The sequence below is a fragment of the Streptomyces sp. NPDC051913 genome (genome assembly GCF_044593635.1).
Classification (GTDB): Bacteria; Actinomycetota; Actinomycetes; order Streptomycetales; family Streptomycetaceae; genus Streptomyces.
Window position 1 is genome coordinate 71,143 of the sequence record NZ_JBIUCI010000004.1, and the last position, 11,403, is coordinate 82,545.

7 protein-coding genes are annotated in these 11,403 nt (G+C 72.1%); 3 read left to right on the forward strand and 4 right to left on the reverse strand.

The window, feature by feature from the left end:
* Positions 1 to 2 precede the first annotated feature (2 nt).
* Entirely contained in the window at positions 3 to 1,295 is a 1,293-nt protein-coding gene (locus ACIHIX_RS12990; RefSeq protein ID WP_399953979.1) for a hypothetical protein, read from the reverse strand.
* A gap of 168 nt (positions 1,296 to 1,463) precedes the next feature.
* Positions 1,464 to 2,198 carry a TetR/AcrR family transcriptional regulator gene (locus ACIHIX_RS12995; RefSeq protein ID WP_399953982.1) on the reverse strand — a complete coding sequence of 245 codons (735 nt, stop codon included), beginning with the start codon at positions 2,196 to 2,198 and terminating at the stop codon, positions 1,464 to 1,466.
* Between the two features lie 133 nt (positions 2,199 to 2,331).
* Between ACIHIX_RS12995 and ACIHIX_RS13000 the strand changes: the two genes are divergently transcribed.
* Genes ACIHIX_RS13000 through ACIHIX_RS13010 form a run of 3 tightly spaced genes read left to right on the forward strand, consistent with a single transcriptional unit; the run spans position 2,332 to position 7,554 of the window.
* Positions 2,332 to 4,986 (forward strand): DegT/DnrJ/EryC1/StrS family aminotransferase, encoded by a 2,655-nt coding sequence (locus tag ACIHIX_RS13000; protein WP_399953985.1) that lies wholly within the window; start codon positions 2,332 to 2,334, stop codon positions 4,984 to 4,986.
* A complete protein-coding gene (locus tag ACIHIX_RS13005; RefSeq protein ID WP_399953988.1) occupies positions 4,986 to 6,020 on the forward strand; it encodes an LCP family protein in 1,035 nt (344 codons plus the stop codon). Before ACIHIX_RS13000 ends, ACIHIX_RS13005 begins: the two co-directional genes overlap by 1 nt.
* A 7-nt stretch (positions 6,021 to 6,027) precedes the next feature.
* Positions 6,028 to 7,554, forward strand: a complete 1,527-nt coding sequence (locus tag ACIHIX_RS13010) for a lipopolysaccharide biosynthesis protein (protein ID WP_399953991.1) — start codon at positions 6,028 to 6,030, stop codon at positions 7,552 to 7,554.
* A gap of 987 nt (positions 7,555 to 8,541) precedes the next feature.
* Here the strand turns inward: ACIHIX_RS13010 and ACIHIX_RS13015 are convergent.
* A complete protein-coding gene (locus tag ACIHIX_RS13015; RefSeq protein ID WP_399953994.1) occupies positions 8,542 to 9,969 on the reverse strand; it encodes an O-antigen ligase family protein in 1,428 nt (475 codons plus the stop codon).
* Positions 9,969 to 11,348 (reverse strand): polysaccharide biosynthesis tyrosine autokinase, encoded by a 1,380-nt coding sequence (locus ACIHIX_RS13020; protein WP_399953997.1) that lies wholly within the window; start codon positions 11,346 to 11,348, stop codon positions 9,969 to 9,971. The genes ACIHIX_RS13015 and ACIHIX_RS13020 overlap by 1 nt, the downstream gene beginning before the upstream one ends.
* Between the last annotated feature and the right edge of the window lie 55 nt (positions 11,349 to 11,403).

Genomic DNA, 11,403 nt, shown 5'->3' on the forward strand with positions numbered 1-11,403 from the left:
CGCTACTGCTGCGCCGCCTTGCGTCGTCGTACGACCACAACCGCGCCCGCGCCCACGGCGACCGCCGCGGCGGCCGCGCCCGCGAGGGGCAGCGTCGCGCCGGAACCGGTGCTCGCCAGGTCGCCGTCGGCGGTCGTGGCGGAGCCGGAGGTGCCCGAGGTCGAGGAGCCGCCGGACGTGGTCGAGCCGCCGCCGGAGCCGGAGCCGCCGGACGTGGAGGTCCCGGAGTCACCGCCCGTCGAGGACGTCGAGCCGCCACCATCCGTGCCGGCCGACCCGCCGCCGTCGCCGGACGAGTCGCCCGTGACGTCGAGCGGGATCTCGATGCTGTCGTTCTCCGGGTTCTTGTCGTACGGCCGGGCCTGCCCCGTCAGCTTCGCCGAGGCCTTGGCGCCGGTGACCGCCTTGTCGACGCGCAGCTTGAAGGTGCGGTTCTCGACGGCGTTCTCCTTGAGCCAGCGCTGGGCGGTACCGCAGTCGTAGACCCCGGCGCCGACCTTGGTGCAGGGCGCGGCCTTCGTGACGGTCGTGCCCGCCGGGATGGTGACGCGGACCTTCGTGACGGAGTTGTCCAGCTCACCGAGGACCCAGCCGGGCCCGGCGTTGGTGAGCGTCACCTTCAGTGACACCGTGTCGCCGACCTTGCCGCTCAGCCTGTCGGCGGTCAGCTGGAGGTCGGCGGTGTTCGCCGCGTTCACCGAGACGTCGGCGTCGTCCCAGCCCTCGTGCTCGCCGCTGCCCGGCTCGGCCGGGGTCGCGTCGGGCTTCTCGACGAGCTTCACCGCGGGACCGGTGCCGGGCACCCTCAGGCCGCTGCCCTCGGCGGGGAGCGAGCCGTCGGTGTCCACCACCACGCGGAGTTCGTCGTGCAGCGCGTAGTCGAGCACGTTCAGCGTCAGCGTCTTCTCGGGGGCGTAGACGACTCCGGGCTCGACCGTCTGGTCGAACTCGCAGATCGCGTAGGACTTCTCCGGGAGTTCGTCGTAGGAACCGACGTCGAAACGGAAGCAGTTGGAGGGCAGCTCCGTGTGGCTCAGCCCACGGGTGACGCCGTACTGAAGGTAGACCTTGTCGAGGGCCTCGGTGCCGGTGTTGGTGAAGCTGACCGGGACGTCGTAGGTGCCGCCCGGCTTCAGGCCGTCGACCTTCGGCGCCAGCTCGCCCAGCACCAGTCGGGGCGTGGGGGCAGCATCGGCGGCGAGGGCGGGCGAGGCACCCAGGGCCATCAGTGCGACGGCGCCGAGTGCGCCGGTGGCCTGTCGGAGCGTACGGGTGCCGGCTGCGGCGTGGCGCATGAAAGGTCCTTCGGGGCGGTGGGGGGTCAGTGACGGGCGGATGAACCTCGGGGAACGCGTTCCCGAAGATCAGACGTCCGTGGGCGCCGAACGGTTGTACGGTGCGCGCCTGTCCCGCGTTTCACACGCCGTGACCGGGCCGGCATGTCCCTTGGATGAACCGGGAGTTCACGCGACTCCGGTGAAAGGGTCGAGCAGCGCGTCCAGCCCCGCCACCAGCCCCTCGGGACCGCCCGGTTCGGCCAGGGCGGGAGCGGTCGCGCGCAGCCGGGGCAGCTCCTGGGGCGGCATGTGGTGCAGACCGAGCCGGAAGGCGGGGTCGGGCTCCTCGGGGTTGTCGACCATGGCCTGGAGTTCGACCGAGACATAGCCCAGCACCCAGGCCGTGAAGGCGCGGAACACTACGGCGGAACGGTCCGTGCCCAGCCCGGCCCCCTCCAGCAGGGCGACGACGCGCTCGTGGTGCCGCAGGGTCGCGAGCGGCCGGCGGGCCAGCGGGACGGCGAGCATACGGGTGGACAGCAGCGGCACGACCTGGGGGTGGGCCAGACAGACGTCGTACGTCGCCCGCGCGATCCGTCCGAGTTCGGCCCGCCAGTCGGCGGCGGCGCTGTCGGCGGCCAGCCGTTCCTCCAGCTCCAGGTGGAGCGCCTCGACCAGGCCGTCGAGGAGGGCGTCCTTGCCGGCCGCGTACCGGTAGAGGGCCATCGCCTCGACGCCGAGCTCCGCGCCGAGGCGGCGCATGCTCAGCGCGGAGAGGCCGTCGCGGTCGACCAGCTCCAGGGCGCTGGCGAGGACGCGCTCGCGGCTGAGGCGGCCGTAACGGCCACGGTCGCTGGCGCGGCGCGCCGGCGTGGGGCTGTCAGCGCCCTGCTTGCTCGCCCTCGGCTGGTCCTTGGCCATGCCCTGCCTCCGGATGGTCGGTCGGTGCTGGGTACCGCGCCCGCTCGTATTGACTCTATGCACCCACAGGGGCAAGGTGTACGTATACGGCGTAAATATACGCTATTCGGAGCAAGCGATGACAGTCCATCGGATGCGAGGCCGGCGCGACACGGACCCGACAACACGGGACGTACCCTTCGCCGCCACCTGGATCAGCCCCGAGGCCCGCCGGGCGGCACGGCGTGTCCTGGCCTCCGGCTGGGTGACCACGGGCCCGGAGACCGGGCGCTTCGAGACCGAGTTCGCCGCGCACGTCGGTGCCCGGCACGCGGTGGCGGTCAGTTCCTGCACCGCGGCGCTCGAACTCTCCCTCCGCGCCCTGCGCCTGCCGCCCGGCGGTGCGGTCCTCGTCCCGGACATCACGTTCTGCGGGGCCGCCCAGGCGATCCTCCATGCGGGCCTGCGCCCTGTCCTGGTCGACGTGGACCCGCGCACGGCGATGCCGACGCCCGAGACCGTGGCCCGCGCGGCCCGCGCCTGCGGCTGTCCGCACGCCCTGATGGTCCTGCACTACGCCGGCGCCCCGGCCCCCGTCGCCGAACTCGCGGACGCCGCACGGCTGCCCCTGGACCACGTCGTCGAGGACGCCGCCCACGCCCTGGGCACGACGGTGGGCGACCGCCCCGTCGGCGCCCTCTCCCGAGCGACCTGCTTCAGCTTCTACGCAACCAAGAACCTGCCCATAGGTGAGGGCGGCATGATCACCACCAACGACGAAGCCCTCGCCGACCGGCTCCGCCGCGCCCGCCTGCACGGTATGTCCACCGACGCCTGGCGCCGCAACCTGCCCGGCGGCACCTGGCACTACACCGTCGACGAGCCCGGCCTCAAGGCCAACATGACCGACGTCCAGGCAGCGATCGGACGGGCGCAACTGCGGTACGTCGAGGAGTGGCAGCGGCGACGCGAGGCGTTGGCGGCGCGGTACGACGAGGCGTTGAAGGGGGTGCCCGGACTGGTGCCGCTGGAGGTCACCACGGTCGGTCGGCACGCCCGGCATCTGTATGTGGTGCGAGTGGGGGAGGAGTACGGGATCGGGCGGGACGAGGTGATCGACCGGCTGGCGGAGCGTGGGGTCGGGGTGTCGGTCCACTTCTTGCCGCTGCACCGGATGGCGTACCTGCGAGAGCGTGCGCTCGTCCCTCCGGCCGGCCTGCCGGGAGCGGAAGGACTCTTCCCCGAACTGCTGTCCCTGCCGCTGTATCCGGGGCTCCCGGACGAGGCCGTCGACCGGGTCTGCGCGGAGCTGGCACGCCCCACGGCCCGACGCCGGTCGGGGGGGCTGCGCACCCTGGTGGTCGGGGCCGGGGAGGCCGGGCAGGCACTCGCCCGGGACCTCGCACACACACCGCAGTTCGGACTGGAGCCCGTCGGGTTCGTCGATGACGACCCGGCCAAGCGCGAGGCCACCGCCATCGGTGGGCTGGCCGTGCTCGGGGAACTGGACGGCACCCGGGAGATCGCGCTCGCCCACCGGATCGAGGTCGTGGTCGTCGCCATTCCGGGACTGCGTCCGGAGCGCTTCCGCAGGGTGGCGCGGGCGGCCGAGGCGACAGGGGCGAGCGTGCGCTATCTGCCGTCGTTCATCGCCGCGCTCCGCCGTGACGTCGTCGGCAGCGACATGCGCGTCCTGGACGTGAACGAGCTGATCGGACGGCCGGAGGTGCACGTAGCCGGGCCGGAGACCCGCTCGACCGTCGCGGGCCGAAGGGTGCTCGTGACCGGAGCGGGCGGCTCGATCGGCAGCGAACTCTGCCACCAGATAAGGGCCTTCGGCCCCAGCAGGCTGTTCCTCCTCGACCACGACGAGTCGAACCTGCACCGGTTGCAGCTGGAGCTGTACGGCGACGCCCTGCGCAGCGACGACATCGTGATCTCGGACATCCGGGACCGCCCCCGCATCGACCAGGTCTTCCGCGATCTGCGCCCCGAGGTCGTCGTCCACGCCGCTGCGCACAAACACCTCCCGCTCCTCGAACAACACCCGTGCGAGGGCGTGAAGTCGAACGTCCGGGGCACCGAGAACCTGGTCCGCGCCGCAGCCGCGACCGGGACCGAGCGGTTCGTGCTGATCTCCACGGACAAGGCGGCCGACCCGGTGTCGGTGCTCGGCGCGACGAAGCGACTGGCCGAACTCGTCGTCCGGCAGGCCCAGGACGAGGCCCCACCCGGAACCGTGTTCGCGGCCGTCCGCTTCGGCAACGTGCTCGGCAGCCGGGGCTCGCTGCTGTCGGTGGTGGCCGAGCAACTCGGCACGGGCTCCCCGGTCACCGTCACCCACCCCGACGTCACCCGGTTCTTCATGACCGTGGAGGAGGCGGTGGGCCTGGTCCTGGAGGCGATGCGACTGGCCCACGGTGGTGAGGTGTTCGTCCTCGACATGAGCGATCCCGTGCGGATCGTCGACCTCGTCCGCAAGTTCGCGCGCTCCGTGAACGTGCCGGACGTGGACATCCGCTTCACCGGTCTGAGGCCGGGCGAGAAACTCAACGAGACGCTGTTCTCCGCACGTGAGCGGCACACCCGTACCGCCCACCCGAGGATCTTCGCGGCGACACCCACCGACTGGCACGATCCCTCCGCCGCACTGTCCGAGCGACTGCCCGAACTGTATGCCGCCGCCGAGCACAACGACGCCGACGAGGTGCGCCGGGTGCTCACCGCACTGCTTCCCGGATTCCCCACCATGCAGCCCCGGCAGCCCGCGCACTCCGTCATGGCCGACCCGTATCCGGACGGCTTCTGATGGCCCCGCGTCGTCCGTGGCCGACGTGGGAACCGCGCCGCCGCGAAGGGCCCCGGCGGCGTCTGCTGCGCGTGGTGCTGGTGTGCGTCCTCGGCGCGGTTCTCGCCCTGTCCGGACTTGTCGTCGGTGGTGTCTGGTGGGGCACCGAGCACTACGGAAACCAGGTCGCCCGCATCCCCGACGCCTTTCCCACCGGACCGCGCCCGCCCAAGCCCACGGCCCACCACGGCGGGACGACCTTCCTGCTCGCCGGAGTCGACAGCCGTTCCAAGCGCCCCACCACCGGCAACGACGCCACGGCCGAGCTGTGGCGCTACGGCGCCCAGCGCAGCGACACCCTCATGCTGGTGCACCTCAGCGGTGACGAAGGCTCCGCCTACACGATGTCGATCCCGCGGGACAGCTGGGTCCCCATTCCCGGTCACGGCTCGGCGAAGGTCAACGCCGCGTTCTCCTGGGGCGGCCCGCCCCTGCTCATCAGCACGGTGGAGCAGCTCACCGGGACCCGTGTCGACCATTTCGGCATCGTCGACTGGCACGGCTTCAAGGCACTGACGGACGCGGTCGGCGGGGTGCCGATCACGGTCCCGGTCGCCGCCTACGACCCGGAGCAGCACCGGCACTTCGCCGCCGGGACCTACAGCATGCACGGCGACGAGGCCCTCGCGTACGTCCGCCAGCGGCACGGGCTGCCCGGCGGCGAACTCGACCGGATCAAGCGTCAGCAGCAGTTCCTGCGCAGCCTGGTCGGCCAGGTCCGCTCCGAGGTCAGCATCACGGACCCGTTGGGCACCGCCCGGATGATCGACGCGATCACGAGGACCGTGAGCGTGGACGACCACATGTCCAACAGCGACCTGCGCGACCTCGTGCTCGGCCTGCGGCATCTGTCGGCCTCGGACGCCGCCTTCAGCACCGCGCCGATCGTGCGGTCGCAGATGATCGACGGGCAGTACGCACTGATCCTCGACAAGGAGCGGCTGCGGGCGACCTGGCGGGCAGTCGGGACGGGACACCCGCCCGCCGGGCAGTGAGGCTCCGATGGGGTCCCGAAACCGTCCCCCGCATCTGACGCATCCGCCCGCACACGGCCTCGTCCCGGCGGTCGGCTTCAGCGCGCTGGCCCAGGCTGCCCCCCTCCTCACCAACCTGGTGCTCACGCCGTACCTCATCCACCACCTCGGCCTCGACCGGTTCGGTGTCTGGTCGCTGCTGCTCGTCCTGCTGGCCACGCTCACCGTGCTGGACGGCGGCATCGGCGCGTCCCTGGCCCGCTTCCACGCGCGCCACGCGGCCCTCGGCGACCGTGAGGGCGCGGGCCGCCTCGTCGTCGCGTCCCTCGCCGCCTTCGCCGGGCTGGGGGTACTGGTGACGGCGCTCTGCCTGGTGCTCACCCCGGCCGTCGTCGCCGCCCTGGACGTCCCGGTGCGGCTGCGCGGCGAGGCCGAGCAACTGCTCCTGTTCCTGGGACCGCTGCTGACCGCGGCCCTCGCCTCCAACTCCGCCGTCGCGCTGCTCCAGGCGAACGCCCGTTTCCGAGCACTCGCCGGGGTCAGCGCCGGTTCCTGCCTCACCTACGCCGTCGCCGTGGTCGTACTCGTCGACCACGGGCCCGATCTGCCCCTGCTCGCGGTGCTGGCGGCCGGCCGCTATCTGCTCGTGACGGCCGGGGGGCTGGCCGTCGGCGCGCGGCACCTGAGAATCCGCCGGCCTCTGCTGCCACCGCGGGCCGAACGCCGGGACTTCGGCGGTTACGCCGTGCGCATGCAGTTGTCCGGGTTCACCGTCTTCCTCAACGGCGAGATCGACGCCCTGGTGATCGCGGCCCTGCTGCCCGTGCGCTACGTCGGCGTCTACGCCGCCGGTTACCAGGCGGCCAATGCCCTCCGCAGCCTGCCGCTGTACGCCTTCCCGCCGATCCTCACCCGGATGACCCACGTCCACGCCCGGCACGGACTCACCGGCGCGGTACGGGAGTTCCACGTCCTTGAGGTCCGCTGGCTGCCCGCGGTCCTCACCTACGGCGTGGTGACGACGGCGGCCGTCGGTCTGGCGGTCCAGGTCTGGCTCGGCAGCGCGCTCGCGCTCAGCGGGGCCGTCGCCGCGGTCCTGTTGGCCGGCTACTCGGTACAGGTCGCGCTCACCGGCATCCGCACCTGCTTCGTACGGGCGATCGGCAAGCCCGGGTACGAGACCCGCTACTCCTGGTTCGCGACAGCGGTGAATCTCGTCCTCACCGTGCCGCTGACCCTGCTCTTCGGCGTCGTCGGCGTGGTGCTGGCGACGGCCGTGGGCCTCACGGCCGGCTCCGCCTACTTCGTCGTGCTGTGCCGACGGCTCGCGGGACTGCGGGAGCGGCGGCTGCCACGCCACTGGCCGGCCGCCACCGCACTGGCCGCCGCCATCGCCGTCCTCGGCAACCTGATGGTCCTGCGCCTCGACGTGCACGGGGTGCTGCCTCTGCTGCTGGCGGGGCTGCCCGTGCTGGTCGGCCTCGCCGTGGCCGCGGCCCTGCTTCTGCCCGGACTCACGGCTCTCGCACCACTGGAAGAGGAGGAGACCCCATGAACTCCCGGCGCGTTCTGATCGTGGCCCAACTCGACGGCCACGCCAACAGCGTCAAGCCCCTCGCCATCGAGAAGTACCTGCGCGAACTGGGCCACGACGTGCACCTGGTCGACACCAACTGCCTGGCTCGGGCGTCCGGCAGACCGGGCAGCCTCGGCCGGATGCTCCCCGGTTCGCTGCGGCCGGCCCGGCTCACCCTGTACGCGAACGACGTCGCGTCCAAACTCCTCACCCGACGCCGGGGGTTCGGCCGCCGTCACCTCTCGTACTACGTCCTGATGGCCGATCATCATCTGCGCCGCCGCATACTCTCCGGCCGACTGCGCCCGGACGACTACGACTTCGTCATCTGCGAGACCCCCTTCGACTCCGGGGTGCTCACCACCGCGGCCCGCGCACAGACCCTCTACGACTGCCCCAATCCCTGGGCCGACGAGGTGTGGTGCGAAGGGCGGCTGACAGATCGGCAGCACCGTCGGTTCCGCCGCTGGGAGACACGCTTCCTGGAGGGCATGGAGCATCTGTCGTTCTCGTGGGAATCCTACGCGCGCTACGCCCAGCATCAGTACGGCATCAGCGGCCGCAACTTCGTTCAGCTCAACTGGGGTTGCGCACCGCAGGAGGAGCGGGCGCGGTTCGCCGATCCGCCGCGGGTCGCCTATCTCGGCTCGCTGAGCTCGCAGTTCATCGACCCGGAGCTCCTGGCCCGGCTGGCCCGGCTGTATCCGCGCCTCCATGTGTACGGCAGTCCTCCGCCCGACCCCGACCTCGGGCTCGACTACCGCGGCTACGCCTCGCCCGACGTGCTGCGGGACTATCAGTTCGGGCTCATCACCTGCACCCGGGACCTGTTGCGCCGGGAGGGCTTCTCCGCCAAGCACCTGCACTACCTGTCGTACGGCCTGCCCGTTCTGGTCCCCGGCTGGCGACGCCACCTCGATCTGCTGCGCGGTTCCGTGCCCTACACCGAGGAGACTTTCGCGGCGGTCATCGAAGGGCTGAGTGATCCGTCGCGGTGGCGGCGGGCGAGCGACGAGGCGTACGAGCAGGCACGTCGGCTGGACTGGAAGCTGACCCTGGAGCCACTTCGTGAACTCCTCGACGCGCGGCCACCGGGGCCAGAACAGCGGTGAGCAGGGCGAAGGTCAGTGAGTTGCTGATCCCGAACGACCAGGGGCGTTCCAGGACCGAGGCGAGCAGCACGGGCAGCAGCAGGCACGCGGCGGCGGAGAAGCCGGCCGTTCCGCCGCGGACCAGGAGATGAACGAGCAGCAGCAGGAAGAGCGCCAGACCGGCCAGCCCGCCCGCGTACAGGACGTCCATCCACTGGTTGTGCAGCGACGGCGAAAGGGCGGCGGGGATCTCACCCGCCTGGTACTTGGCCGACCAGGCCTTGGCGCCGAACCCGATGAAGGGCGACTCCCGCAGTTCCTGCGCGGCCATGCCCCAGACGGTCGCGCGGTCGCCCAGGCGGTCGACGCCGAGGTGGAGGAACGGCAGGGCGAGGCCGACGGCGGCCGCGGCTGCCAGGACCGGCACCCCGAGCAGCAGGGCGCCGGGGGAGCCGCTCGTCCGGGAGGCGGCCGAGCGGTCGGCGACGTGCCTGAGGCGGGGGCGCAGCACCAGCAGGAACGCGACGACCGCCACGGCGGTCGCCCCGGCGAGCCTGCTTCCGGTCGCCACGGCCACGAAGGCGACGTAGCAGGTCAGGACCGCGCGCACGGAGCCGCGCAGCCCCAGCCACACGAACGGGAGGCCCACGACCAGCAGCAGGCCGAAGATGTTCTCGTTGGTGAAGACACCCGAGTACAGCACCCCGAGAGGGCCGCACGGATTGTCGGCCCGGCACTCCCGCACCACTGATCGGGGCTCGGCGAGTCCCTCGACTCCGCCGAGAACCGTGATCAGCATCACGACCGCGGCCCCGCCCAGCAGCGCCGAACGTCCTGGACGGGCGGCGGTCGCAGCGAGGAGGACGGCGATCAGGACGAGCTGCCTCGGTGCGAGGAGCTGCCCTCCGCGCAGGCCGTCGGAGAGGGCGACCAGCACCACGAGTGCGAGGGCGACGAGCGGTGCCGTGTTGATGTCGGCCCGCGCCACGAGGAGACGGTGCAGCAGGAACACTCCGCAGGCGACCACCAGAAGGCCGTTGGCGGCGACCCCCAGCGCGTTCACCCACTGCGGAAACCCGATCACCACCTCGCCCAGGGGGTCGAGGCGTTGGGGACGGCCGGTGTGCAGCACATAGACGACGGTGGGCAGGTTGGCGAGGACACCGGTCAGGAAGACCAGTGAAGAGGTGGCGTCCCAATCGCCGTGGGCGTGGGCACGGCGCAGCGCCACCGTCCACGGCACCAGCGACAGCAGAGCCAGGATCCCCAGGACGAACACCGCGTTGGCCTGATCCTGTGGCATCAGGACCTCACCACCTCGGCGGACGGCCGGTCCTTCGCGCCTTCGGTCGCCCGGTCGGGAGCCGAGGGAGGCTGCCAGTCGGCGAGGCCGTCGGCGCGAGCCCCCGTGAGCACGGCGCCGAGGACGCGCGCGTGGACCGCCGCGAGGGCGTCCAGGGCGCGCTCCGCGTCAGCGCGCCGCGTCCGTCCGGCCCGGGCCACGAACAGCGCGCCGTCCGTCACGGCGGCGAGCACGGCCGCGTCGGCGAAGGCCAGCAGGGGCGGGCTGTCGACCACGATCAGATCGGCGTCCGAGTCGAGGGCTCGCATCAGCCGTGCCAGGTCCGGCGAGGAGAGGAGCGTGCCAGGATCGGCCTGGACGGTTCCGGCGGTCAGGACCCGGACGCCGCTGCCGTCCACGCTCTGCAAGGCCTGGTAGAGCGGGGTTCCGTGAGCGAGGACGTCCGCCAGCCCGGGACCGTCGCGCAGACCGAGCTCGGCGGCGACGCGCGGGCGGCGCAGATCGGCCTCCAGCAGCACCACGCGCCGGCCGGTGTGCGCGACGCTTGTCGCCAGATCGATCGCGGTCTGGGTGCGTCCCTCCTCGGGGCGGGCGCCGGCCACCAGGATCGAGTCCGGGACGCCGCCCTCCGTGGTGAACCGGAGTCGGGTGCGCACCTGGGCCAGGTCCTCGGTTCGTCCAGTGGTGCCGGGCACGTCCGGGCGGCGCCGGTCGGGAGCGGGGATGGCACCGAGAACGGTCAGGCCGAGGGGCCCACGCAGGTCGTCTACCGAGCGGATCGTGGTGTCGAGCGACTCGCGCAGCACCGCGCCCGCGACGCCGGCGACGGCGCCCACGAGCAGGCCGATGGCGATGTTCAGTGCCGGTCGTGGGGAAGCCGGGGACGTCGGGGGCTCGGAGCCGCCGACCACGCTGGCCTTGACCAGGGGTGGGGCGCCCACAGCGGACCCCTCGATGGCGGCGATGTACTTGGTGAACTGCAGGGCGGTCGCGTCGGCAATGGCCTGGGCCTGTCGTGCCGACCCGTCGGACACCCGGATGTCCACGAGGGTCGTGTCGAGCGGCGCCTGGGCGTCGATCTTCTCCGCGAGCCGACCAGGCGTGGTGTTCAGTCCCAGGTCGGAGATGACCTCGTCGAGGACGGCGGGACTCGTGACGATGCGGGTGTACGACTTCACGCGCTCCTGGGTGAACAGGCCGCCCTGATAGGCGTTGCCGCTGTCCTCGTCGCTGGTGGCGACGAAGAGCTGGGCGGTGGCCGTGTACGTGCGGGGCATCAGGGCGGTCACGGCGACGGCCGCGGCCAGTCCGAGGAGCACGCAGACGGTGACGAACCGCCAGCGTCGGCGCAGGGTCTCGATGTAGGCGTGGAGATCCATGGGGGTGCCTCCCACGGGGCGATTCGGGCTGCTCTTGACGTCTTCGGACGGGAGG

Bases quoted from the DNA above. Each gene is read 5' to 3' on its own strand.
- ACIHIX_RS13005 (WP_399953988.1), top strand. From the start codon at position 4,986: ATGGCCCCGCGTCGTCCGTGGCCGACGTGGGAACCGCGCCGCCGCGAA.
- ACIHIX_RS12990 (WP_399953979.1), bottom strand. From the start codon at position 1,295: ATGCGCCACGCCGCAGCCGGCACCCGTACGCTCCGACAGGCCACCGGC.
- ACIHIX_RS13020 (WP_399953997.1), bottom strand. From the start codon at position 11,348: ATGGATCTCCACGCCTACATCGAGACCCTGCGCCGACGCTGGCGGTTC.
- ACIHIX_RS12995 (WP_399953982.1), bottom strand. From the start codon at position 2,198: ATGGCCAAGGACCAGCCGAGGGCGAGCAAGCAGGGCGCTGACAGCCCC.
- ACIHIX_RS13000 (WP_399953985.1), top strand. From the start codon at position 2,332: ATGCGAGGCCGGCGCGACACGGACCCGACAACACGGGACGTACCCTTC.
- ACIHIX_RS13015 (WP_399953994.1), bottom strand. From the start codon at position 9,969: ATGCCACAGGATCAGGCCAACGCGGTGTTCGTCCTGGGGATCCTGGCT.
- ACIHIX_RS13010 (WP_399953991.1), top strand. From the start codon at position 6,028: ATGGGGTCCCGAAACCGTCCCCCGCATCTGACGCATCCGCCCGCACAC.